The following is a 25,676-nucleotide window of genomic DNA, read 5'->3' as shown; positions in this document are numbered from 1 at the left end:
CTAACACTGTAAGGTTCAATCTAACACTGTTAGATAAACAAAATGAAGAAAGAAGTGACCCGCATGGATGCAGAAAACCTTCATTACTTTGAAAAAGCACCGGTCGCAAAAGCCGTAGCTCACTTCGCTGTACCGATGATGTTAGGCACGTCAATGAGTGTCATCTACTCCATCTTGAATGCCTATTTTCTCGGAACGCTCCACAATACTGCCATGTTAACCGCGCTCGCACTAACTTTGCCGTTATTCGCGATTATTATGGCGCTTGGCAACTTGATTGGCATTGGTAGCGGTACATTCATCTCTCGTTTGCTAGGGGAGAAAAAATATGACGATGTCAAACATGTGTCTTCATTCGCATTCTACAGCAGCTTAGTTCTCGGTCTTATCGTGATCGCCGTCGGCCTCCCGTTGATCGATTCAATCGTTCACGGCTTAGGTGCAACGTCTGAATCCTTCGGATTCACGAAGGACTATGTCACGGTTATGCTGTTGGGCTCGCCATTCGTCGTATTATTCTTCACGCTGGAGAATATCGTTCGCTCGGAGGGTGCAGCAATGACGTCGATGATCGGTATGCTTCTCAGCGTTGTCGTGAATATTATACTCGATGCGCTTGTCATCTTCGTCTTCCATTGGAGCGTAATCGGCGTTGCGTCCGCTACGGTCATTTCTAACCTGGTTGCGAGTGTTTTCTACGCCTTCCATATGAGACATAAAAGCCAATTCTTAACCGTCTCCTTCAAATGGTTCAAGGCAACCAAGGACATTCTGGTCAATGTATTCAAAATCGGAGTTCCTGTCTTTGTCATGAGTGTCTTCTTGGGTGCCATGTCGCTCATCCTCAACCATTTCCTTATTGAATATGGGGATCAGGCCGTAGCGGCTTACGGAATTTCATCACGGTTACTGCAATTTCCAGAGTTTATTCTGATGGGCTTATGCGAGGGAGTCGTGCCGTTGATTGCTTTCACTTTTACAGCGAATAAATTACGCATGAAGAATACCATTGGATTTACGATCAAAGCGATTTTGGCATTAGCAGTCGTGTTTGGCATTATCGTCTATTTGGTTTCCGACCACTTGATTGGTTTATTTACAACGGACCCGCAATTAATTGAAATGGGCAGCTACATTCTACATGTGACATTCTTATCCTTGTTCATTACAGGATTGACTACCTTGTTTATCGGGATCTTCCAAGCAACAGGGCAAGGCACTGCCGCATTTGTGATGTCAATTATTCAAGGAATGACCCTGATTCCTGTGTTGTTTATCGCCAATCAGACGAACGGCTTCCACGGGGTGGTCTGGTCGCTCGTCATTGCGGATGCCGTCGCATTCCTTGTTGGCGCCATCATGCTGTATATTTTGCGGAACAAATTGCAGCCTGCAGAATTACTGGCCTAAACTTACTTCAAATAACAAAGAAACGAAGCGAACGTTCAATTCCTTCGAATTCAGATAAACTAAAAACGAAAACCACCAATATCCTTCTGAAAAGGTGCTGGTGGCTTTTCGTTTCACAGAAAATCTTGATGATATACACATACGTTATTTTTACCTGAATTTTTAGCTTTGAATAGTTCTTTATCCGCATAATTGATCATTTGCTCTACGGTATGCTTCTTTGTATTAAGGTTGGCTCCCCCTATACTTACGGTAATAGGAATGGGTATCCCTGGAGCTGAGATTATAGCTGCCTTCTCCACGTTTAATCGAATACTCTCTGCTTTTTGAATACATGGCTCTAATGTTTCATCGGGGATTGCCACCATAAACTCTTCCCCGCCATATCTGCCTACCTTATCCTTTTCACCTATACTAGCTTGAATCAGATCCGCCACACGCTCCAGCACCCGATCTCCTTCCTGGTGCCCGTACACATCATTGATTCTCTTAAAATTATCCACATCAATCATCAGGATACATAGTGCTTTTTCTGCGTTATTGCTTTCTTTAAGTTGCTCGTACATTTGGATTGTTTCTTCGAACAACTCTTTTCGATTAAAGACTTTGGTTAATGCATCATACTTGGATGCATATTCAACCTCCATATACAGCCGGGCATTCTCTAACCCAATCCCCAGATAATTAGACAGAGTCTTTAACGTACTCAAGTCCTTTAAGTTAAAAGAATCTTTCTTATAAGCTTGAGTACTTATCACCCCTATTACCTTATCTTTCATAATAATAGGTACAAATATAAGCGAATAAGGCATTGTCTCTACTACATACTCCTTCTTCTTCCTTACCTTCTCTAAGTATTCCTTGAAATCTTCAAAATAACGGCTATATTCCTTTTCCGTATCCTTAATAAAGATATCCAGCTTATGTTTGACACTATATGCCCAGAAGCTATCCTCTAATATCGACTTAGGCCCTACGACCAAACGTTGTCCCTTTTCGATAGACAACTCATTGTGAAGAATCCCTTCCTCTTCGTTATAAATGCCAATTTGAATAATATCCGCTTGGATCAAATCCTGTATTTCCTTAGCAACAATATTAAAGATACTTTTCTTGTCCAAGTTAGACAGGATATTCTGACCCACACCATTCAAAGCTTCCGTCTGATTATAGAGAAACTTGTAGATCTTCCCCTCTTCCTCTTCTCTTTTTCGATTCAGCATATCCATACTCTCAGCACTGCGAATAGCCTGCATTTGTTTTTCTAATGCCATATGTTTTTCTAAATACGCATAGGCTTGTTCATAATTTCCCAGCCCTTTGAAGCCTTTGCTCATACTCCAATACACTTTATTTAAATTCCTTGTAGATTTAGCCTTTTCTATCCCTTCTTCGACTTGTTGCAGCTTAGCAACAGACTCCTTATATCGGCCTTGTACCAAATCCAGCTCTGCCCAGTACAATAGTGCATCTTGAAGATACAGCTGCGCTCCTCCCGCTTTCGCCATTTCGACACTCTTGACGAAATATTGTTCTGCTGTACCGTAGCACCCTTTGGTCGCATAAATATGAGCCATTTCTTTTAACACATTGGGCACCATTTTGGGAATGTATTCTTCTGCTAGCTCAAGCGCCTTCGTGATGTATACGATTGCCTGATCTGGATCGCCTAAATGGTTGCAACATTCCGCTTGATTCGTGTAACAAGCCACTTTAAACGCATTACTATACACACGAGGTATGTTGACGATCTGGTCTAATAGCTCTTTGGCCTTTTCATACTCATCTATTTCCATATACAGCGCTGCAAGGTTCCCTTTGATTTGCGTGAGTCGCTCATAGTTACCCACTTTTTCGGCAAGCTCTATCCCTTCCATACCATGCTCAATGGCTTGGGAAAGCTTTTGTTGTACCGAATATCCGCTTACAAAAGCACTGCAAGTCGCCAATTGGCCATCGATATTGTTATTTTCTTTGAAAATATAGTACGCCTCTTCATAAAGAGTTGTCGCCGATTTAAAGTCTGTGGAATCAAAGGATAACCAGCCTTTATTATAAAGAATCCATGGGTAAGCACAGGTTAACATATTATGTTCTCTTACAAATTGAGTAGCTGCTTCATAGGCTTCTATTGCGGCTTTAGAATCAGCTCCTCTTAATTTTTCACATATTTTGATGATGTAATTTTCATCATCCTTCAACTTGCCCAGTTCTTTGTTTAACTCCTCCAGCAGCATTTTCATTATTCACCTAGTTTCTCAATTGTAATTCATCTTGAAATCTTAATAGGCAGCTTTACTCATTGGGAGCAGCGAGGAGTTATGAATAATAAGATGGCATTAAATATCATTCATTCACTTAATTCCCTCTATTATAATGAATAATTGGGAAGTGTTGTAGTGTTTTCCTATAGGAGTGAAAGACATTTTTGCCGGGCATCATTGGGGGCTTACAACACAAATAGCGAAAAACATGGGCGAGGACGAACACCACTTTTTACAATGCGGAATATACAAATGAATAGGCATTTATCCCAATCATGCTTATTCTGCTGGGAATCGGAATAGGCACAAAGGAGTGTTTCAAGTTGGCAGTAAAACCATCTCACTATTTCGCCCAGGGCAACACTGCGCGCGGAGCTCATTTCTTGTATACATCCGCATTTAATGGTCTGAACCAGATATTCGTCCTTACTGGGCCTCAAGGTACGGGAAAATCGACGGTCATTCAAAGCTTGGCGGATAACCTGCTGGATAAAGACTTGCATGTGCAATGCTTCCACTCCCCTATCCGTCCCGACGAACTGGATGGCATTGTTGTAACGGAATTGAAGGTTGGTATTGTCGACGGGCGAGTCTGTAAGGGGATTTCGGAAAGCGGGGCCGGGGAAATCGTATCTGTCCAGTTCGAGGAAGCGGTTAATAACAGCATTATTTCACCAGAACACAACATAACGATAGAAGCTCTTAGAGTCAAGCTTGAAAGAGCCTATTCAGAAGCGTATGAAACGTTCGCAGCGGCATTGCGGATTCATGACGAGTGGGAAACGTTTTATATCGATAATATGGATTTCTCAAAGGCTGACCAGATAGCGCAGAATTTGACTCAACAATTATACGACGGTCATGAAAGCGATACGCCCACCGCTTCGCGTCACTTGTTTTTTGGAGCTGCGACTCCAAGGGGGGCGTTCGATTTTATTCAAAGCTTGACCGCTGGGCTGGAAAGACGGATTTTCATCAAAGGAAGGGCGGGTTCTGGCAAATCGACTTTGCTGAAAAAGCTTGCCTCCGCTGCCGAGACGAAAGGAATCGAAGTTCAAGTATTTCATTGCGGCTTTGATCCGAACAGTCTGGATATGCTGATATTCCCGCAGCTTGGAACAGCTATCTTCGACAGTACAGCTCCGCATGAATACTTTCCAGATCGGGACGGGGATGAGATTCTGGATATGTATACCCTGGCTATAGCTCCTGGGACAGACGAAGCTCATGCTGCAGCAATCGCCGATATCAAAGCACGCTATTCGGCAAAAATGAAAGAGGCCACCTCTTATCTGGCGGAAGCCGAAGCCCTCGATTCTCAAATCAAGGCCTACTATGTTGCGGCCACAGATTTTTCGATCGTAGAGAAGCTCCATCTGCAATTACAGTCCGAATTAAATGAACGGATCGGCTCCATTCAGCTTTCAAAATAAAGATACAACCAAAAAGCGTCGGGGCTCAGCCGTCTAAAGCAAGCTGAGCCCCGTATGGGATTGAATCAACAAACGGCGTAAACGATGGCTTTCATCGTCCGAACTATCCATCTTTGTTTGGATTGATATGAATGGAATTGAACCCCCTGAAGATCAAATATACAGCAAGGATCAGCTCACAAAAAGCGATGGGTGCGTTTAAAATAAAGTAGACCGGACTCACTAATTTTATGATATTCAACATCAATAATAATGTAGCCACGAGAGTAAAGGCAGAGCCTATCATCCCCCCTATCGATAACCAGCGTGGAACCAGCCTGATTTGATATAGGCAATAGTAGAGAATCAAGCCGCCAATACTCCAGGGCAATATCATTCCAATATGATTCAGAATGTCTCTGCCTTGTCTGAGCAATTCAGCTATGAGTTCAACATACGATGAGTCGGCTTGGCCTGCAGCTGCAAAATGGTGACTTAACCATAATAAAAGAAGCAGGGACCCTATACCAACAAAAAGAAATCCCGCTCCGATCAACCTGAAACCGAAATAACCCGCCGCCAAACCTTTACTGTATGTCTTAACGATTGGATATAATACAACTGCGATACTGGCATATACTACGGCCATTGCCGCTTGAAAAAAAGTTGCAACTAAAACCTGCGCTTCAATCTCTGACAATTTTTCTAGATAATCCGGTTGTTCCAACGCAGGAACAGAACTAAGGATTCCAAAGACAAAGCTGGATATGAACAGCAGCCCCAGCAAGACCGCCGTTTTTCTGTTTGATTTTATGATGATCACTCCTTTCCTCCAGAATCTTCTCAAAAGAGTGCCTTTGATGATGAGTTTAGTATATTTGCCGCAAAGGATGGCCGTGTAGATACTTAAGTATGTTTTAGGCATTGCTTGAGACCGGAACAGACTGCAGATCAAATCAGCCCGAGCTCTCTGGCACGGGCGATCGCTTCGGTCCGCCTTTTCACCTGCAATTTATCAAAAATGTTGCGATTGTATCCCTTCACTGTACTTAAAGCAAGGAAAAGCCGAAATAGCGGGCACTCCGGCTAATAGCCGAGGGGCTCATTTATCACAAGAGTCCATAAATTCGGATTTCAGTTTTGCAGGGTAAAGTCTCCTTTTGTCGAATAATAGTGAGGATAATGATTAGAAAAGCTTATAATTTCCGAAAAATAGTTTTGCTAATATAAAAAGCAATTGGGGGGTGATTATTTAATGATACAACCGACCGATGAACAGGACTATATTACTCAGTCTAAGCGAAAATGTGTCGAAGCAGGAATGGATCCAAATGAAATTAGAAAACCGAAACGCTCTATGTCAGAGCAAGAATTGCTGGAAAAAAGAAACACGTACAGTGAGATTTTATCCGTTGTTGATTTTTTCTCAAAAAAGATTTTAAACTCGTTAAGCGGAACGCCTGTACTTATTGTCATATCTGATGCAAATGGATATTTGCTGCATATGGTTGGCGATGAAACCATTAAAAATACAATTCAACAATTAGGTATAGAAGTTGGCGCACAATTTACTCAAGAAGATATGGGCACGAATGTGATCAGCTTATCTCTTCAACAAAGTCATCCTGTTCAGCTTGTAGGTTCAAATCATTACCATAAGGTTCTTCATGACACAGCATGCTATGGAGTGGCCTTTCATTATACAGATAACAACGATTTGCTCGGAAGTATATGTATTATGACAGCAACGGAGTTGCATAACCCCTTTTTCTTAACCATGTTGTCTACAGTAGTTGACTCTATTGAGAGAGAGCTATTACTTAGGAAACAGAATAGAAAGCTAAATATGTTAAATCAGATTATGGTTAATAAAAATAGAAATGGCATTATCATTACCAATGCCGATGGTATCATTACTTCAGTAAACGATTTTGTGGTCAACGCCTTCGGCATTCTCAAAGACGCCAACATCATGGATAGAAGTCTGCAGAACCCGGAATGTCTAATAAGTAACCATATGAAACAAGTTATACAAAACAAATCTTGTTTTGATAATGTGCAAATGATTTTAATAACCGTAGATCATCAAAAAGTAGTTTGTTTATTCGACGCTCAACCCATCTATGATGAAACCAGCAGCTTTATTGGTGCATACTCTCAGCTTAGAGATATTACGGAACGTTATTTAAATGAAGAACGGCACAATTATTTGGCCTATCATGATGAATTGACATCCTTGCCAAATAGACGCTCTCTTCATGAAACATTAAATAATCTTATTTCATCCTCTCTAACCTCTGGAGAAAATATTGATCTGGTACTCATGTTCTTGGACTTAGACCACTTTAAAACCATTAATGATGCTTTTGGACATTCCAATGGCGATATTCTGTTAAAGCAAGTTTCCGCTAGGCTGGCACAATTTTTGGGGGACACAGGGAAAGTATTCAGAATGGGCGGAGATGAATTTATTTTCCTATTCCATGGCCTAAGTGAGCGCACAGAGGTCATTCAAACAGGCAAGAAAATTAATGACTTATTCAACACCCCCTTTACCATTAACGGTTCCAAGTTCCATGTAACTTCGAGTATCGGTATAGCCATCTATCCCAATGACGGGACTGACGCTGAAACATTCATGGTATATGCTGATAATGCAATGTATAAGTCGAAATCATTGGGAAGAAATAATTATACCTTATTCGATTCAAATATGAAGTCCCCTTCAAATGAAAAAAATAAATTGTCATTGGAGCTTGCATTAAGAGAGGCTTTGGAAAATAAAGAATTTATGGTGTACTATCAACCGCAGGTTGACTTAATTCATAAGAACATTATTGGCTTGGAAGCCCTTCTAAGATGGAATAGTCCGGAATATGGCATTGTAGCGCCTGATACATTTATACCCATCCTAGAAGAAAACGGATTAATCTCTCAAGTTGGTGAATGGGTATTAAGTGAGGTTTGTGTTCAAAGGAAACGTTGGATTGAAATGGGGTTTCCTAAACTTAGAGTAGCCATTAATCTTTCTTCTCAGCAATTTTTAAAGGATAACTTGGTTGAAGTCATTTCCAAAACTTTAATGGAAACAGGAATGGATCCGAATTATTTGGAGCTGGAAATTACAGAGACGATGACCATGGATGTTGAGCGTGCGATAAACGTTTTAGGTCAATTAAACGCTTTGGGAGTAAGGATTAGCATTGATGATTTCGGGACTGGATACAGCTCCTTGAATTATTTAAAAAAATTCCCTATCCATACTTTAAAAATTGACAAATCCTTTGTCAGAGATATCATGTTAGATCAAAATGATTTAAATATTGTCAGTACCATTATTTCGATGGCACATAATTTAAATTTGGATGTTGTAGCAGAAGGAGTAGAAACAAAAGATCAACTCATGTTTTTACAAACGAAAAAATGCGATGTTGTTCAAGGCTATTATTTTAGCAAGCCTCTTTCTGTCGATGAATTTGAAAAATCGTTTTATCAACTAAACGACGAAATAGAAATCAAATCGTCAAACGGAATAGGTGGTTAACATGAAAAAGATTTCCGAGATATTAGCAGTCCATTTTAAAAAATGGGGGATCAACCACGTATTTGGCATACCAGGAAAGCCAGTCACTCCACTCATTCTTGATCTGCATCATAATGGTATCGAGTTCGTGTTGTCCAAGCATGAGACCGGGGCTGGATTCGAGGCAGCCGGCTATGCATTAATGAATAATAAATTGGCCGTTGCGATTGGAACATCTGGCCCCGGCGGTACGAATCTGTTAACGTCTGCCGGTCAGGCCAAAGCCTCTCATCTTCCTGTTTTATTTATTACCGGACATCCCTCTATCCAAGATTCAGGTAAAGCTTTGGGTCAAGACTCATCGATATTCGGTACAGATCTTGTGAAGATGTTTGAACCTGTGACAAAGTTTAGCGCCAGAGTGGAGAGAGCGGATACGTTTCAGTCTTATTTTCAGCATGCCATAGAAAAAGCCTGCTCAGGAGTGAAAGGCCCGGTTCATCTATCTATAGCTGCAGACGTTTTGGCTGAACCTATAACTGAGTTTGAAATGAACTTGCCGGAGGTTATCCATCCTGTTGCTCCAAACTTGGATAAGTGTGCAGATTTGATAAACCGTCCTGGCAAAAAAGTTATATTTTTAGGCAAAGGCGTGCATTCGAGCAGGGCATATCGAGAAGTGAAAATGTTAGCCGAGATTTTCGATATTCCAGTCATGACCACACCAGGAGGCAAGGGTGTATTTGAGAGTCATCACCATTTATCATTAGGGGCTTTTGGTCTTGGCGGGACTAATGAATCGAGCGCTTACGTCGAATGCGGTATAGATTTGATGATCGTCATTGGAACGAAGCTTTCCGATATGTCCCTTGCCGGTCTGAACGCTTCCAATTTCCCGAAAAACGTCATTCAATTTGATTACGATCAAACGTTTATAGGTAAGTCTATCCCGGCCGAAACCTTGCCCATTGTTGGCGATATTAAAACAAATCTAAATGCATTATTTGATATCCTTCGTTACAAAGAAATAACGAAAATGCCCTTTAATATTCATGATTATAAAGTGACAGAATCCTCTAAGGAAAGCAAATCTCCAATGTCTGCGGTCGAGGCGGTTAAAGTGATGAACGCAGCTTTAGATGAAGATACGATCATTTTTGGCGATGATGGGAGTCATACTTTTTATGCAATAAAATATTATGACATTAAGATGCCCGGCACTTTTTATTTTGATGATGTGTTCGGTACAATGGGACATGCTATCGGATATTCTATTGGAGCTAAGCTTTCCAATCCCAAAGCTAAAATTGTTTGCTTAACCGGGGACGGATGCACGTTTATGCATGGTACGGAGATTTCTACTGCGGTTAACTACGGAGCTCATGTCATATTTGTCGTATTCAATAATGGGAAGATCGATATGGTTGATACGGGAATGACTCTAAACTTGGGAAAAGCTGTGGGAACCGTTTATAAAACGATGTTAGATGTTCATAAGTTTGCAGAATCCATGGGAGCTCTTTCATTCAAATGCTTCGATGCTGAGGAGCTGGAAGATGCGATAGAGAAAGCAAAACTTGCAAATACAGCGGTTGTTATTGAAGCTATGCTTGATCCAACCGAAATTCCACCGACAACGAAGAGGGGATAAATATGAGCAGAAATACAGAGCATTATAACAAGGGAATTGAAGTTCTGAATGAGATGGTTGGAGAACAAGGTTTAAAACCGATAGAAGCATTCCAAAAGTTTTATCCCGATTTCGCAGACTTCCTAGTTTCATTCGGTTATGGAGAAATCTATTCCAGAGAAGCATTGGATTTCAAACAAAGAGAAACCATCACTCTGACAGCGTTAATTTCACAGGGCGCTTTTGAGCAATTGGGCTTTCATATTCATGCAGCGCTCAATGTAGGGATGAGTCCAAAAGAAATCGTTGAACTCGTCATTCATTGTGCCGCTTATGTTGGTTTCCCAAAAGCATGCAGTGCTATGGTACAAGTCATGAATGTATTTGAGCAGAGAGGTATTAAGGAAATTTAATGCCTTGTTTGCATACACGAATTGATCGGGGCAGATTGAGACTGTACGCGACCTAGTACTGTAACCCATTAAACGACGAAGATGGCACTCGCGAATGAGTGCCTTACTTCATTTTGGAGTCGTTGATCGTATTAATTGCCAACATGAACGCATTCAGACGACTCAAGAAGAACAAATAGCCTCTTTCGTGGGGTTCCAATTTACTTGGTACGGAAGACAACTTAAACGAAATCAATTCAAGCGGGCCATCGAGCCTACCTTCAAGTGATCCTCACTCAGGGAAACAAAGAAAAGACGCCGATCCGCTCAGCGTCTTCCTAGGGCATTTCCCTATTTCACTTAATTCTTACCTCCATAGCCCTTATAAGTTGCGTAAACTGAATCTGCATATTGATTGGCCAGAATAGGACGGCCATAAGAATCGGTTGCTCCCGGATACCAATTATCTCCTCCGTTATAGCGTAATAAGCCGTTATAGATGTTGCCGAATCTATTAATTTTCTCGTTTAAAATCAGTGCACCCAAGTACACCTGATCTTGTTCACTGCTGTGATTATAAGCACGGCCAAATGTTGAGCTGAATTGAGATAAATATGCATTACGTGTGTTTGGTTCTACCTGCATCAATCCGTCGCCGGCTGATGGACTACCTGGTAAGCCTGCACCAAAGCTGCTTTCTTTTTTGATAACAGCACTCAACAATAAAGCAAAATCTCCGCCTTTACCAAATTTATTATCTGCATTCATTGTATAAGTCCAAATGTGGCTTGGAACTTCGGACGGCTTTGTTACTGATGGGTTTGGTGAACCCGTATAGATCTTAACTGATGACATTTTGTCATTAACAGTATTGCCAACCCAGGAGGAGCTTGAAGTATAGGTCCATTTTGTTCCGCCAAAATTATCATTTTCATATACTTCAACAGTCCAGCCGCTTGGTACCTTGAGAGAGGACATCCAGTCATTCGGAATTCCTCTTGCGTTCAACTGAGACAGTGTATAATTGCCTACTCCAAGTGTTATTGCTGTTCCACCATAGTTTATATCTGCATAGAAAGTCACTCCGTTTGTGGTTGGTGGTGGTGTAGTTCCGCCGCTGCCACCTTTCTGCCATAAAGCAGGAACATTGGATGGTTCCCAACCTACGAGGGAAGTATGTGCCTGAAGACAGGTATAAGTACTTCCGCTATATGTAACTGTATCATTTACTGCATATGCTGTATTTGGAGCCCATGCTCCTCTAGCGGCTGCATTTACTGGTGAGACCACGTAAAATGTGGATATGATAAATGCAAAAACTAACATAAGGGATAGGGCTTTAAAAGAAAACTTTTTAATAGTCATTTTAAAACCTCCATATTTTATTTAGCTTACCCCGAGACGAGCCATACTTAAAGTGAAGGTTGAACAGAATCGTGCAGTGATATCTTCATTTCTGCAATCAGATTTACTATTAAGCATTCATGGTATATCCCCCCTTTATTTTAGTTTGTTCAAAGAGAAAAGGTTAGTTGTCTGTTATATCTGGAATATAAAATTAGTACTAACTTATTCAACAGATTATTTTTTATTCCCCTTTAAATATCTGCTATTTTTCTATTTGAAACAGCATAGATCCGTTATAATCTTGTTATGCCAGAACTAGAGATGGTATAAAAGAAAATGTCTCTGGGGATGAGCGAGGCGGGTCTATGGAAGCTTGCCGTCTGTAACGGCAGCTTGTGGGCCGCCATCCTTTGTGAATTACGAGTAAGAAGTATTAAGACTGGGATTATAAGGAGTCTGATGAGCATGAGTGATTTAGTTAAATTACCGAAGTCTGCTGTATTTGGAGCTGCAAATGGCGTAATGTTCATGACGTTTTTTGGAGCGCTTTGGGCTTCCATTGGAATTGTAGGTTCACATGAGCTTGGAGCCCCATGGCTGCTTGTTCTTTCGGGTATTGTAACATTAGTCTTACTGATTGGAGCCATTACGCTGTTTGGTAAAGCTCGTAACATGAACCATGCTGTTACACCGGAAGGGAAGGAACATTGGCAAAAAATAAATAAAAAATTTGGTTTGATCTTTGGTCTTGAAGGTGTTGCGATCCTTATAGCAAGTATAATTTGTAACCTGATCAATCATTTTGAACTCTTTTTTCCTATCATGGCTATCATTGTTGGTATTCATTTTTTCCCTTTAGCTCAATTATTCCGCGAAAATTTTTATTATGGTACAGGTGTAGTTCTCTGTATTTTAGGCACTATCACTTTCTTTTTACCCATGAACGCCACGATTGGCAGTGTATCTCTGATTGCGACTTCTACTTTTATCGGTTTTGGGTCAGCCTTGACTCTATGGGCGACGGGTTTGAGAATTTGGGTAACTATACTCAAACAATTGAAATAATTAAAACTTCGCCCTACCTATGGTATGGTTCAGCTTAACGGAGCTATCGGCAAAAACAAAAGGCGGCCTAATGGCCGCCATGCGTTGTGTTTAGCTGAAGTTTGCTGCAATGTAATTCTTTGTCCAGAGGGCTTGATTGTTTCAATACTCCCCTTTAATGACGAAGAACGAACCTCGAATCGTCCCGGCCAGCTTGGACTTCTGTCTTGCGAATTTGAACCCTTTCTCTTCCAGCTCTCGAGGTACTTCCATCCCCTCGGACAGCTTAAACCCTACGGCTCGCTTCTTAGGATCATCCACCGTATACATGACGTTAACCGCCAGACCGTCTTCATAGAAGACGAAGGCCCATTGGATATTTTCGACTTGAAAACGCGCCGTTTCCAGCGGTTTGGCCGCAAACGTAATACCACGTTCTTCTTTTAACACTCGTTCCACATAATCTAGTGTCTTCTGGCTTTCGCCGGCAGGCACGACCGTGAATTCATGCTTGTATTTGTTCATGAAATAGCGGGCTTCATTCGCACGCAAACCAGCTAGCGCTTCTGCTACCGGCGAAGAATCCAGACCGGACGTAGACACGTTTTTAAAATCAACGATAGCGGACATTCTCATTCCTCCTACTGATCTCGTTTACTTCTACTTCTCTACAACCGGAATCCACATTTCGCCATAAACGATGCCGTCCCGCTGCCCCATCTCAACCGTTGCATTGGGCCCGCCGACATAGGCGTAATTATCGGTTGCCGGCAAGGCTTGACCAAACGCAATGCCGGTGAGCATGCTGCTGAGCTCATTGGCCGACTTCCCTTCGCCTTTAACGACGAGGTATTGTCCCTTAGGGAATTGGATCACTCTGTGCTCTTCCGGTACCGATGAATCCGTCATGACGCCGGCGTAATACATCATCTTCTGATTAACCGCTTCATTTATGGCAAAGATGTAGGCGTTCGCAGCGACCGCCTTTAACGTGTCGAGCCTTCCATCCTGCTCCACAGTCTGCCAAAAGTTCTCCTTCTCCTCGTTTATGCCGGCATAGTCCGTGTAATCGCTCTTCAGCTCCGTTCCGATACCAAGCACGATAAAGCTGTCTTTTTCCTCAAAGTTATACGTTGCCATGATTCCAGCTCCTTTTTTGAATGAATATATTGTTTTGTTTAATTACTTGATAGGTCTATCATAACCATAAATCGTGTCAATATCTGCTACCGTTTAGCGTCACAGCCTTTTAAAGTTTGCGGCTTTTCGGACGCAGCCCCCAAGAGACAATGCCAAGCGCGGCATAGAAAAGCGGAAGAATCACATGGAATCCGCCATCGCCGTAATCATGTGCGAACACATGAGATAAGGACGCGCCCGTCATTAGAAAGAAGATACCGCTGTAAGCCCATTCCTTAAGCCTGGGGAAGCCTGGGATTAGGATCGCAATGACTCCAAGCAATTTCCAAGTCCCGAGAAGGTACGTGATATATAACGGGAAACCTATATCCGTGACCAAATCCACATTACCGCCATATCGCATCAATTGCCCGATCCCGCTTAAGGCAATGGAGAATGCGAGAATGATGGTGACGATCCAATAAGCGGCCATCCTTCCGATAGGACGAGCTTCAACCTTTGCGATCTTCTCATTACCAGTAATCGTGCTCATTCCAATTCCTCCTTTGCTCTCGTTTACTTCGGCACAACCGGAATCCACATTTCCCCATTTACAACGCCGTCTCGCCGCCCCATCTCGACTATTGCATTGGGGCCGCCGACATAGGCGAATTTATCGGCTGTCGGCAGCACTTGACCAAAGGCGATGCCGGTAAGCGAGCTGCTGAGCTCATCAGCCGTCTTCCCTTCGCCTTGAATGACGAGGTATTGTCCTTTAGGGAATTGGATCACGCTGTGTTCTTCCGGTACCGATGCCTCTGTCATGACGCCGGCATAATACATCCGCTTGCCGTTTACCAATTCGTTTACAGCAAAGGTGCAGCCGTTCGCAGCGACAGCCTTTAAGGCGTCAAGCCGCCCATCCTGCTCCACAGTCCGCCAGAAGTCTTCCTTCTCCTTGTTCATGCCTGTATAGTCCGTGTACTCGCTCTTCAATTCCGTTCCGATACCTACAACGTTAAAGCCGCCTTTTTCCTCAAGGATATACGTTGCCATCATCCCAGCTCCTTTTTCGATTTGATTATTTGTTTTTCCTCTTGATGGGTTTATAATAACAATTAATCATGTCAAAATATGATACTGTTTAGAGGGCTCCATGAAAAAAGTTGAACGGATTAACATCATCATGCGGTACATTAACAACCGCGCCCATTTTACCATCTCGGAAATTATGCATGAGTTCAACATCTCCCGTTCGACGGCGATTCGAGACATCAGGGAGATTGAAGCGATGGGAATGCCGCTAGTCGCCGAAGTCGGGAGGGACGGGGGCTACTTTGTGATGAGCAATTCCGTCCTGCCTACAGTCCGCTTTACCGATAATGAGATTAAGGCCCTTTTTATCGCCTTCATGGCCACGCGCAATCTGCAGCTCCCTTATCTCAAGAGCCGCCACTCTTTGGCGGAGAAATTGCTCGGTCTCATCTCTCAAAACCAGCAAGATGATCTTGTTCTGTTAAATCAGATTTTGCTCTTCGAAGGTACCAACCCCCACAATCCTGACCTGCTTGATCTATCAGACCTGCCCCATCCGATGTTAGAACAACTCATCCAGATCCTTCTTGAAGATCGCTACTTAGCGGTTTCCGTCGAAGAAGCAAGGGAAATCAAGTCTTATCCCATCTATCTCATGCGCCTGTATCGCGAAAAAAGCGCATGGCAAATTGAAGGTTTCGACCTTCTGGAGGGGAAGAGGCGGATTATACCCGTCGACAATCTCACCGAGGTCAAACCATACCCCGAGAAAAAAAGAATGAGCAAGAAAAAGATTGCAGAACAGCTAGGCAGACAGGAAGAAGACATCAACCTGGTCGTCGAACTTGGTCCCAAGGCGATTGCTCAGTTCAAAAAGTATCATCCTCTAAAAATGACGATTTCATATACGAATCCTTATCAAACTACGGCGATCTTAAAGACGTTCCTCAATGTTCATCATCCGGATGAATTGACCGAGGTAACAAATTGGCTGCTTTTCTTGGGTGCAGATATTAAGGTCAGGGAAATACCTAAGGAGGTTGTAGAGGAATTGCAGGACAGAGTGGAGGTGTTGGGGAACAAGTAATTGGCCATTGTGAAAAAAAGATCGTCCGAAGAGGCAACCTTCATGGACGATCTTTTTAGACATTTCAGTGACAGAATATTCAACTTTCGGCGGAACTTGCGGATAGACGACCCGACGGACGATGTCTTGTTTTTCCAATTCCCTGAGCTGATTCGTCAGTACCTTTTATTAGAATTTTTCAGTGGCCACATCCAGCGATGGGACAGCTCTGGGCTTGATTTTAACTAAACGCTAACGGTTGTTTCGAATACAGTTGTCGTGAGAGGGACATTATTTGAATCTATCAAGGCCTCTGAAGCGAATGTAACCGTAATCGTGTCACCAGGCAGAAGGATTGTTGATGGATCCAGTGTGATGAGGAGTTGTGGCATACCTGGTATCCATTGAACTTGAGTAACCGTTAGATCTGTACTCGAGCCACCACGATTGACAGTAACTGAATCAATAAGAGTGGATGTATTCTCAAGTGTTGTCTCACTCAGTTCGGGTGAATTAAATGTTAATGTTAGTGACGTTACAGGTCCAGCTTGCACCGGCGCAAATGTCACATTTGCATTTTCCGGCTGAGGTTGCTCTAGATTGCCGCTCATTGGGATCGTTGCGAATGCTACCACCTGACCAATAGCATCCGTTGCTGCGAATGCAACATAATACGTTTCACTTCCATAACTGTAATTGCAATATCCTTGAAGCATGTTGCCTGACATAGCACAAGGCATGTATCCGGACATGACCTCACCAACCGTAGGAGTCACAAATGGCGAACTGCTCGTACTGATCATCAACTGGGTAGCTCCCGCTGGCAAAGTGATTATTCCCATGATATTCCCAAAGCCCGGGCCATTAGAGCCGAATGAGAGGTTGCTAATATCCAGCAACGGCGCTTCTTCCGAAGCCGGCGTTGTTGGTGTTGGTGTCGGCGTTGGTGTTGGCGTTGGCGTTGGTGTTGGCGTTGGCGTTGGTGTTGGCGTTGGTGTTGGTGTTGGTGTTGGTGTTGGTGTCGGCGTTGGTGTTGGTGTCGGCGTTGGTGTCGGCGTTGGTGTTGGTGTCGGCGTTGGTGTCGGCGTTGGTGTCGGTGTTGGTGTCGGTGTCGGTGTTGGTGTTGGTGTCGGCGTTGGTGTCGGTCTTGGTGTTGACGGTGGTGTTGGTGTTGGTTGTGGCGGCTCAGTCACAACATTGAATTTCAGTGTGACAGACGACGTAATCACATAAAGAGTGAGAGTGTATTCCTCGAATATACCCTCACTCGGCATTGTGAAAGGTACCGAGAAGGTGCCTGGTTCACCAGTGCGCGCCGTATCTATCGTTCCAATGGAAGCTGGAAGATACGGGAAGAATGTGAGAGAAGCACTAGACAACGGGTTAGACGATGACGGCAATATCAAATAACCATATTGATCATACGCATTGAAGTTCACATGATAATTACGAGACCATTCAGCTTGCGTTACTTCTTGACCGTTCGAGTCACGAAGCAAGCCACTCCATTCTATCTTTGCAACAATTGGCGCATGTCCAACTTTAAAGTTTTTAGAGACAGTGACAGTATCGTTGTTATTTGTACTAGTTAGAGTTATAGGTATCAAATCACCTTGCATTATACTCGTGGTATCCACTACAACAGCCATACGATTGAGGTCAACCTGAGCAGTGACGTTAGTAGTTACGTCTAGTTTGGCAGCTTGAACCGCTTCTCCGAACTGATTAGCAGCCTTAAACGGAATAGCAACCTGCTCCGCGTAAGCAATGGTGTCTGAGCCGTTAGTAAATTCGATCTTAACAATCTTCTCGGCTTCTGCTGTCAAACTTGCAGTAACCTTGTCCACATCCGCAGCATCAAGACCAGACAAAGTAACGGTATACTCCTCTGCAACCAAATTGTCGTCAAAGGTCAAGATAGCGCTCTTCTTATCATCCGACCAAGCGACCGAGTAACTCCCCTTCGAGACAGAAAGCTTCGCCTTCTGTGTGTCGACCGGCTTATTGAAGGTCACGTTGATCTTCTTTGCTCCGACCTGTTTTGCTCCCGTAAGGCTCACTTTCCCAGGTGCAACGTACTGTTGCTTGGCTTCGTATGCGCCTGTAAGGAGCAGATCGCGTGTTGCGTTGGTTTTGCCGCCGAACGTTCCGTCAATACGATTAGGTAATAGTTTTAGTTCCAGCGCCAAGGCCACATAACCCTGTGCCCAGCCGGATACCGTACTATCGTCGCCAGTCTTCGTTTTTGAATCCGCTTCCTTGTCTAGCACTCGAACCAAGAACGTAGCCAACTGCTCTTTGGTCACTTTGCCAGCCGGATTGTATGTGCCCTCGCCATAACCATCCGTAATGCCAGCAGCTTTAATGGCTTCGATGAAAGGCAGCGCATATCCGTTGGCGGCATCATCCGCCAAGACGTCGCTGAAACTGGACGTCTTCAGATCTTTATTGACTTCAATGCCCGTTATCAATGCCGCAACCTTGGCGAACTGCGCGCGGTTCATTTCCTCCTTCAACCCGAACGTCGTATCGCTGATGCCATCGAAAATCCCTGCGCTAATCATAGCGTCAAACTTGGCTTTCGTTGCCGCATCCAGATCCTTTAAGTCCGCAAAGTCAGCAGACGTCCTCGCAGACGCGCTGCCTCCAAAGCCGATGACAGCGCTCAAGCCGAGAAATACAGCTAGCGAAAAACTGATGATTTTTTTTCTCATCGGATTCATCCCTCCTGTTGTGAGTGTCAAAGCCATTTGTTGCACTCTATCACAGTCAGTCTAAACAAAGCCTAAACAATGGGATCGCTTCATCAGGTATTCGTAATGTTCCTATCCGCCACAATCCAGCAGTGTCCCTATTGCGTCCTTGGGCTCAATCCCGAATTCGGTTAACAGCATCACCCTTAGCACTTCGTATTGCTTGATTGCAGAAATACGGTCATCTGCCAAAACGAGCAAGCGAATAAGCTGTTCATGGATATACTCGTTCAGCGGATCATGCCCAAGTGCCTCCCGAAGCAGCTCCGCAGCGACATTATAATGCCCTTCCTTCTTCTCACGGTCATGGAGGCGGAGCAACATCGCGACGTACTCGCTTCCCAGGCGGACTCGCATCGGCTCTGCCCACTCATACGAAGTGCCCGCCAGATAGCCCTGTCCGTAAAATTGAACAAGTTCCCTGGCATAGTCACGCAATGCAATGTCATCGATTTGCGCCTGAGCGGCCAGCAACCGATCCCACTCCTCGATATCAAGGTCCAATCGGGTCATATCGATCCGGTAACCGCCTTCCACATGCTGAACGATACCGTCAAGTCCCATTTGGCTTATAGCTTTTCGCAAATAGTGAGTCGTCGTATTAAACTGGGCCCCTGCCCGGTCAACGGTTACTTCTCCCCACAAACAATTGAGGATTCGATCTCTGCTCACCGTCTCACCGCGATGATGAAGAAGAAAGGCCATCAATTCTTCGGTTTTAGAAGTCCGCCACTTGATCGCAGCGCCGTCCTCTGTCTCTACGCGAAACCGTCCAAAACATCGAATCTTCATTCGTGGAAGTGCGAGATGGACATTGAACGCATCTAGTACAAGACACGCATAACCGGACACATCATTCGATCCCCCATCCTTGTCTCTATACGACCGCACATAAATAGACATCAGCTCCGCCATCGCCGATCCTTCGTCCACGAAGCTACGGATGAACCCCTGCGGCTCCGCAAGACGCAGGGCGGTATCCAACTTCATCAGTGCCTGCTCCGTCCGACCATCAAGATACAACCCCATGCTTTGCAAGATTAGAACTTGAATTCGGTCGCGCAAGCGGTCTTCCTTCGTCAACAGATGATACAGCCGCTCTGCGAGGGATAGCCCCGGTTCGCATTGTCCGCATGCCACAAGCACGCGAACGAGCGTCAGCTGTTCGGGCACTTGATCCAACGTTGCTTCGTCCGAGTGTGACATCCCACATTGCTCCAACCATCGCTGAGCAAACGACATGTCGCCTTGACGCACTGCTAGTCTGGCCTGCTCCGCTTCGACTTTGCGTAAAAATATTTCATAGTCCGGTGAATTGATCTTCAGCTTCAGTTGTTCTAGCAGCGCCATGGCTTCTAGCGAGTTTCCCTTCGCTTGTTGAATTCTCGAAGCCGCCACATCCAGTTGATACATATTTCGAGGAACCGGCGCGAGTCCGTCCGCTCGGTTCATTCGGTTGATCCAAACTTCCGCTTCCTCTAACCGGTTCCACTCGCACAACAGCTTGGCGTATGACGCATACATCGGCGTCGCAAACGGATGATTCACTTGAGCCTGCCAATGACCCGTCATCTTTTCAAAAAACTGTGCCGCGCCATGATAGTCGTTAATGTAGCACAGATGGTCATCAAACTCTTCTACAGAATAATGTCTATTGTTACCGCCTTGAATAAACAAGCTGTGCTCAGGCGCCAGCTTATCACCGCGGATAAAATATTCAGCTGTGCGGGCAAGGTCTTTGGATACATAGGTACCGGAAGCGCAGATATAATAAATTTCTCCCATCGTCGCGCACCATACGTCAGCGTCCATATGATCCTTCATCCCTTCGAAACGGCTCCTTAGCCGCTCCGCTCGATCCAGAATGCCACTAAACTGCCGAACACCAACCATCGCATACAAATAAAAAAGCTCAAGGAATGGCCTACCCGATACGTATGGCTCAGGCACCTTCATCACCCATCGAGCAACGACGACGTTTTTACCGCCAATAAGCAGCTCATTTAGATGACCCTCAATCAGACGGACGGCATCTTCATAATGCCGTCCTGCCAAATAATGCTCTGCCGCTTCTTCGACAAAGCCATTCGTTTCGAGCCATCGCGCGGCACGCCCATTCGCCCGAACCCACAACTCCGGCTCTGTTCGAGCGAGCATCGACTGTAGAAAATCAGACAACAGATGGTGATAACGATACCAGCCCCGTTGATCGTCCAACGGAATAATGAATAGCTGAAGCTGCTCCAACTGCTCCAGCTGTTGCTGGCCTCCCAACCGGCCGGTCACCGCCTCGCACAAGGCGTAATTCATCTGGCTTAACACGGAAGTTTGCAGCAAAAAATCGCGCATCGCCTCTGGCAGATCGCGAATGACTTCCTCTAGCAAATAATCAGATACGAGCTGCTGCCGACCGCTGAATTGGCGGATCATTTCAGCCACATTGCCCCTCCGTTTCAGGGAGATGGCCGCCAGACGCAGACCGCTAATCCAGCCTTCGGTTCGGTTGTGCAGAATATGGAGTTGCTCCGCCGACAGTTTCAATTCCGTCGTATCTTGGAAGAACTCAGACACTTCCTCTAATCGGAACCGCAATTGTTCGATTGTAATCCGCCGCATCTCACCTTTTGCCAACAATCTTGTTGTCGGGAAAGAAAGGTCACTGCGGCTTGCGATATATAAATGAATATGGTCTGGAAGGCATTCAAGCAAATAGCTCATCGACTTCTGGATGGCCGGCATCGTCACCAGGTGATAGTCGTCAAACATGATGACGAGCTCACTTGACAATAGATTCAACTCGTTCAACAGCGCAGTCATTGCCGGCTCCATAGATGCAGAGGACGCAGTAGGCCCTTGAGCTATCAGTGGCCCAACCGTCCGACCAAATCCTTCGACTCGATTCTGGATCGAAGCAATGACCGCGTTCCAGAATGTAATCCAATCGTCGTCCTGCTTGCCGAGCGATACCCATGCAACAGAATTCTCTCTTTGTCTGGCCCATTCGCTTAACGTCGTCGTTTTCCCATAACCGGATGGAGCGAATACGAACATCAGCTTCGCATCCATGCCCTCATCTAGCAGACGAATCAGATCCGGGCGAATAACCAAAGTATGCCGTTCATGAGGAATATGCATCTTCGTTGCAACAATCATTGGGTACCCTCCGGAATTAAGACAGAAAATGAGTAATGAAGTTTAATTTCGACAAAAAGTCGTAAATTCCTACGTCTTGTTGTCAAATGTCTGACTCATTAATATCACCGTTATTCGCCCTACTTATGGTACGGTTCAGCATATCATCTATAAAGCGAAAACATTAACCATTGCCAATCAACCCGAATAACAACAAACGGTTCATCTCAGCCATCTTTTCTTTATAGTTTCCTGATTTTGCCCATGATAACTGAATGGTTCCAATCGCGTTTAACAATTCAAGAACAGTCTCCAGAGATACGGAAGAGTGAATAGCTCCTTCCTTTTTCGCAAGTTCAATAAGCTCTTGAAGCATTTGAATTCTAATTTTATTCGTATTTTCACTATATAGACTCGATAACACATGGTCCTCTACGGCGCCAGGCGAACCAAGCAATTGATAGTCCTGATCGGCGCAAATATCCATGATTTGAATGATTTTATCCTTGAAATCGATGTCTTGGTTCATGATCTCTTCGGCCATTTGAAGGGTATTTTGCATCAAAACGTTCGCGCATTCCTTGACAATCCCTTCTTTGCTTTCGAAATAGTTATATAGCGATACAGATGATACGCCGGACTCAGCGGCAATATCCTTTATGCTGACTTGAACGAATCCTTTTTCTTTAAAAAGCTTTAATGCTGCATGAACAACTGCCTTCTTCTTTTTCTGAGTCCTTATTTCGAATTTATTCATTAAACATTCCTCCATCCCGCATAAATCAATGTAGCACATTTCGAAAGATTTTTAAATTTAATGGTTTTAAATTAAAAAACATTGACGAAACATTCTGATCGAAGATAAAATCAGTTTGAAAGTTTTTTAATATCACTTGCACATATTTAAAAACTTTTTATTTGTGAAACAACCAAAATGGAGGAATATTATGAGGATACTGGTCTATGGAGCAGGTGTATTGGGAAGTTATTTAGCTCACAAATTAGTTCACAATGGAAACGAAGTCACAATGTTAGCCAGAGGGCGGCGCGCGGATGAGTTACAGCAGAACGGTAATGTGATCCGTCATTATTTACAGCTCCGAACAACGGTCGATAAAGTAAACGTGATTCGTGAATTACAGCCGGAGGATGTGTATGATCTTATCTTCGTAGTGATGAAATATCCAGATTTCGAGGCAGTCCTTCCTGCCCTTGCAGCGAATCGAAGTAAACACATTGTTATTATGGGTAATAATGCGAGTCCCATTGAAATGCGGCATTATTTGCAATCCAATAGCCCTGTAGAGAAAAAGGTTGCCTTTGCTTTTCAGACGCTTGCCGGATGGAGAGAGAACGGTCGGGTAAACTGCTTGCGCGGCCCAAAGGTGACCTTGGCTTTCGGTGGCTTAGGGGAGCAACTGGATTGGCAATCGGTCATTGACCAAGCTTTAAAGAACACAAGTTATAATACGATCACCTTTACAAATATGGATGAATGGCTCAAAAGCCACTTCATTATGATTTTGCCTTTGAATCGCATTGCCGTCTCGTATAATGGGAACCTGCGCAAAGCCGCCAAAGACAAAAGGCTGCTTAACTTTGTCATTGACGCAATAGATGAAGGCCATCAAGTGTTGATAAAAAACGGTTACACAATTACGCCTGCGAATCAACATCTATTAGTCAGAAAATATCGCATGCTGTTTTTTACAGTGTTGAAGATTATATTAGCAACCCCCATCGGAAGAATCATACTCAGCGATAAGGCAGTATCTGCCAACGAAATGACTGCGTTGTACCAGGCCTTTTCCGACTTAAAGAAAAGAGCGAACATGGCCACACCAAATTGGGACAAGCTTTACAATTACAACCCTTTGCAATAATAGAATCTTGTCTCTAATCGATAATGGATGTAGCTCTTGTCCTTTGTCCAGAACAAGAGCTACATTCATTACTAGAAATCCGCTTGTTCCCTTATAAGCTTTGTTCGGTCACTCCCGTTACCGGATCGAAGGTCAGCATCTTCGTCCCTATCTTATCGATGAAGAAGCGATCATGACTTACCGTAATAACGGCGCCGGGAAAATGGATTAGAGCTTGCTCCATGACCTGAATACTCATGAGATCCAGATGGTTGGTAGGCTCGTCCAAGATGATAACCGCCGCACCCGATAGAAGACACTTGGCCAGCGCCACCCGAGCCTTCTGTCCGCCGGACAGATTGCCGATCACCTTGCTCAGATCCGCCTCCGAGAATTGCAGCATCGATAGAAATTTGGCCACCTTTTTGCGCGGGGCGTCCAGTCCCAATCCATACGTATTCACCGCGTGGCTAACGGTATCCTTGGGATCAAGCTCCTCCCACATCCGGTTAAAGTAGGCGTAGCTAACGCCCTTCTCCCAGATAACCTCTCCTGACTCCGGCTTCTCCGCCCCGGTAAGCGTCTTGATGAGCGTGGACTTCCCGCTTCCATTCGGCCCCGCGATAACCAAGCGATCTTCTTTCTGAATATCGAAGCTAATGTTTTCGAAGATCTGCCTGCCCTCGTAGGTCTGTCCGATCTTCTTCACTTCGCATAGCTTGTCCGGGAAACGCAGCCTCTCGTAAATATCCGTAATCAGTACGTTAACGGGATGCGGCTCGATCCGCTTCTTGTTATCCGCCAGCTTCCGCGAGAGACGGTCCTTGGAGGCGGATTTCCTGCTCGCGCGGTCATCGATCGCCTCGGACTCCATGAGCAGCAGCTCTTCCTCCCATTCGAACTGACGGTCCAGCTCCTTCTTGCGCATCTTCTTCTTACGGACGTAATCGGTGTAGTTGCCTTCGTATTCCTGAAAATGATAATTCTCGATTTCAATCGTACGCATGACGACCTTGTCGATGAATTGCCGGTCATGCGACACCAGAATCATGGCTCCCTTGAACCGGTACAGCCACTGCTCCAGCCATGCAATGCCTTCCATATCCAAGTAGTTCGTAGGCTCGTCGAGCAGAACGACATCGGGCAGCTCTATTAGTAACTTCGCGAGTGCCGCACGGTTACGCCATCCCCCGGACAACTCATCGATCGGCTGATTGCGAGATCTGTCGTTGAACCCTAGCTTCGTGAGCACTGTGTTAATCTCGACGGACACGTTCCAGCCATCGAGATGATCCATTTGCTCGAATAACTCCGCCTGCCTTGCTAGCAACCTCTCCATTTCGTTATCGTCTGTAACCAAACCCAGCTTATCTCCTACCTCTTGTAGCTCTCGTTCGATAAGGGCAACCTGCTCGAAGCACATTTCCAGTTCTTGCTGAACGGACAAGCTTCCGCTCAATTCCGAGAATTGAGAGAAATATCCGATTTTCAACTGAGGATTTATTTCTACTCTGCCGGAAGTCGGCTCTTCCTTGCCCATGATGAGCTTAAATACTGTCGACTTGCCGGCACCGTTTCGTCCGATCAGGCCGATACGTTCCCCTTGCATAACTCGAAAATAAATATCGCGAAAAATCATGGACTCTTCATACTTCTTCGTGACGTTCTCCAAACGTATTAAGCTCAT

The 25,676-nt window shown here is 44.5% G+C and carries 19 protein-coding genes and 2 pseudogenes; 8 read left to right on the top strand and 13 right to left on the bottom strand.

What is annotated here, in order from left to right; all coding sequences use genetic code 11:
• Positions 1-63: 63 nt before the first annotated feature.
• Complete coding sequence (locus tag ACFVSO_RS20835; RefSeq protein WP_387477108.1) at positions 64-1,410, top strand: MATE family efflux transporter; 1,347 nt, start codon at positions 64-66, stop codon at positions 1,408-1,410.
• Between the two features lie 113 nt (positions 1,411-1,523).
• Here ACFVSO_RS20835 and ACFVSO_RS20830 read toward each other — a convergent pair whose 3' ends face one another.
• Complete coding sequence (locus tag ACFVSO_RS20830; protein ID WP_387477106.1) at positions 1,524-3,647, bottom strand: diguanylate cyclase; 2,124 nt, start codon at positions 3,645-3,647, stop codon at positions 1,524-1,526.
• A gap of 350 nt (positions 3,648-3,997) precedes the next feature.
• Here ACFVSO_RS20830 and ACFVSO_RS20825 point away from each other — a divergent pair, with 350 nt between their 5' ends.
• The gene (locus tag ACFVSO_RS20825) at positions 3,998-5,107 is read left to right on the top strand and encodes a PRK06851 family protein (RefSeq protein WP_387477104.1); all 1,110 of its coding nucleotides are present in this window, start codon (positions 3,998-4,000) and stop codon (positions 5,105-5,107) included.
• A gap of 103 nt (positions 5,108-5,210) precedes the next feature.
• Here ACFVSO_RS20825 and ACFVSO_RS20820 read toward each other — a convergent pair whose 3' ends face one another.
• Entirely contained in the window at positions 5,211-5,909 is a 699-nt protein-coding gene (locus tag ACFVSO_RS20820; RefSeq protein WP_387477102.1) for a DUF4386 domain-containing protein, read from the bottom strand.
• Between the two features lie 128 nt (positions 5,910-6,037).
• Positions 6,038-6,154, bottom strand: a pseudogene (locus ACFVSO_RS20815) (helix-turn-helix transcriptional regulator); the annotation flags it as partial.
• A gap of 187 nt (positions 6,155-6,341) precedes the next feature.
• On the opposite strand from ACFVSO_RS20815, the gene ACFVSO_RS20810 reads away from it, so the two are divergent.
• Genes ACFVSO_RS20810 through ACFVSO_RS20800 form a run of 3 tightly spaced genes read left to right on the top strand, consistent with a single transcriptional unit; the run spans position 6,342 to position 10,652 of the window.
• Positions 6,342-8,630: an EAL domain-containing protein gene (locus ACFVSO_RS20810; RefSeq protein WP_387477100.1), complete on the top strand. Its 2,289-nt coding sequence runs from the start codon at positions 6,342-6,344 to the stop codon at positions 8,628-8,630.
• 1 nt (position 8,631) lies between these two features.
• Positions 8,632-10,260 (top strand): thiamine pyrophosphate-binding protein, encoded by a 1,629-nt coding sequence (locus ACFVSO_RS20805; protein WP_387477098.1) that lies wholly within the window; start codon positions 8,632-8,634, stop codon positions 10,258-10,260.
• Positions 10,261-10,262: 2 nt separating this feature from the next.
• Complete coding sequence (locus ACFVSO_RS20800; RefSeq protein ID WP_387477096.1) at positions 10,263-10,652, top strand: carboxymuconolactone decarboxylase family protein; 390 nt, start codon at positions 10,263-10,265, stop codon at positions 10,650-10,652.
• Between the two features lie 339 nt (positions 10,653-10,991).
• Here ACFVSO_RS20800 and ACFVSO_RS20795 read toward each other — a convergent pair whose 3' ends face one another.
• Positions 10,992-11,996: a carbohydrate-binding protein gene (locus ACFVSO_RS20795; protein WP_387477094.1), complete on the bottom strand. Its 1,005-nt coding sequence runs from the start codon at positions 11,994-11,996 to the stop codon at positions 10,992-10,994.
• A gap of 447 nt (positions 11,997-12,443) precedes the next feature.
• On the opposite strand from ACFVSO_RS20795, the gene ACFVSO_RS20790 reads away from it, so the two are divergent.
• Positions 12,444-13,043: a DUF7010 family protein gene (locus tag ACFVSO_RS20790; RefSeq protein ID WP_387477092.1), complete on the top strand. Its 600-nt coding sequence runs from the start codon at positions 12,444-12,446 to the stop codon at positions 13,041-13,043.
• A gap of 141 nt (positions 13,044-13,184) precedes the next feature.
• Here the strand turns inward: ACFVSO_RS20790 and ACFVSO_RS20785 are convergent, their stop codons facing one another.
• The 4 genes from ACFVSO_RS20785 to ACFVSO_RS20770 all read right to left on the bottom strand — a co-directional run bounded on the left by ACFVSO_RS20785 (position 13,185) and on the right by ACFVSO_RS20770 (position 15,197).
• Positions 13,185-13,652, bottom strand: a complete 468-nt coding sequence (locus ACFVSO_RS20785) for a phage tail protein (protein ID WP_387477090.1) — start codon at positions 13,650-13,652, stop codon at positions 13,185-13,187.
• Between the two features lie 30 nt (positions 13,653-13,682).
• Positions 13,683-14,162 (bottom strand): GyrI-like domain-containing protein, encoded by a 480-nt coding sequence (locus ACFVSO_RS20780; protein WP_387477088.1) that lies wholly within the window; start codon positions 14,160-14,162, stop codon positions 13,683-13,685.
• A 109-nt stretch (positions 14,163-14,271) separates the two neighbouring features.
• Positions 14,272-14,694 (bottom strand): DoxX family protein, encoded by a 423-nt coding sequence (locus ACFVSO_RS20775; protein ID WP_387477086.1) that lies wholly within the window; start codon positions 14,692-14,694, stop codon positions 14,272-14,274.
• 23 nt (positions 14,695-14,717) lie between these two features.
• Positions 14,718-15,197 carry a GyrI-like domain-containing protein gene (locus ACFVSO_RS20770; protein WP_387477599.1) on the bottom strand — a complete coding sequence of 160 codons (480 nt, stop codon included), beginning with the start codon at positions 15,195-15,197 and terminating at the stop codon, positions 14,718-14,720.
• A 100-nt stretch (positions 15,198-15,297) separates the two neighbouring features.
• Here ACFVSO_RS20770 and ACFVSO_RS20765 point away from each other — a divergent pair, with 100 nt between their 5' ends.
• Positions 15,298-16,263 (top strand): helix-turn-helix transcriptional regulator, encoded by a 966-nt coding sequence (locus tag ACFVSO_RS20765; RefSeq protein WP_387477084.1) that lies wholly within the window; start codon positions 15,298-15,300, stop codon positions 16,261-16,263.
• Positions 16,264-16,311: 48 nt separating this feature from the next.
• Here the strand turns inward: ACFVSO_RS20765 and ACFVSO_RS20760 are convergent.
• The 4 genes and pseudogenes from ACFVSO_RS20760 to ACFVSO_RS20745 all read right to left on the bottom strand — a co-directional run.
• Positions 16,312-16,428, bottom strand: a pseudogene (locus tag ACFVSO_RS20760) (winged helix-turn-helix transcriptional regulator); the annotation flags it as partial.
• Between the two features lie 59 nt (positions 16,429-16,487).
• Positions 16,488-18,956, bottom strand: a complete 2,469-nt coding sequence (locus ACFVSO_RS20755) for an S-layer homology domain-containing protein (protein ID WP_387477082.1) — start codon at positions 18,954-18,956, stop codon at positions 16,488-16,490.
• Positions 18,957-19,067: 111 nt separating this feature from the next.
• Complete coding sequence (locus ACFVSO_RS20750; RefSeq protein WP_387477080.1) at positions 19,068-22,148, bottom strand: AfsR/SARP family transcriptional regulator; 3,081 nt, start codon at positions 22,146-22,148, stop codon at positions 19,068-19,070.
• A 163-nt stretch (positions 22,149-22,311) separates the two neighbouring features.
• On the bottom strand, positions 22,312-22,884 hold the full coding sequence (locus ACFVSO_RS20745; RefSeq protein WP_387477078.1) for a TetR/AcrR family transcriptional regulator: 573 nt from the start codon (positions 22,882-22,884) through the stop codon (positions 22,312-22,314).
• A 190-nt stretch (positions 22,885-23,074) separates the two neighbouring features.
• Here ACFVSO_RS20745 and ACFVSO_RS20740 point away from each other — a divergent pair, with 190 nt between their 5' ends.
• Positions 23,075-24,010, top strand: a complete 936-nt coding sequence (locus tag ACFVSO_RS20740) for a ketopantoate reductase family protein (protein WP_387477076.1) — start codon at positions 23,075-23,077, stop codon at positions 24,008-24,010.
• Between the two features lie 91 nt (positions 24,011-24,101).
• On the opposite strand, the gene ACFVSO_RS20735 is transcribed toward ACFVSO_RS20740, so the two are convergent.
• Positions 24,102-25,676, bottom strand: a complete 1,575-nt coding sequence (locus tag ACFVSO_RS20735; RefSeq protein WP_387477074.1) for an ABC-F family ATP-binding cassette domain-containing protein — start codon at positions 25,674-25,676, stop codon at positions 24,102-24,104.

Source organism: Paenibacillus sp. NPDC057967 (assembly GCF_042887015.1).
Classification (GTDB): Bacteria; Bacillota; Bacilli; order Paenibacillales; family Paenibacillaceae; genus Pristimantibacillus.
This window is presented reverse-complemented; position numbering and strand designations above follow the sequence as displayed.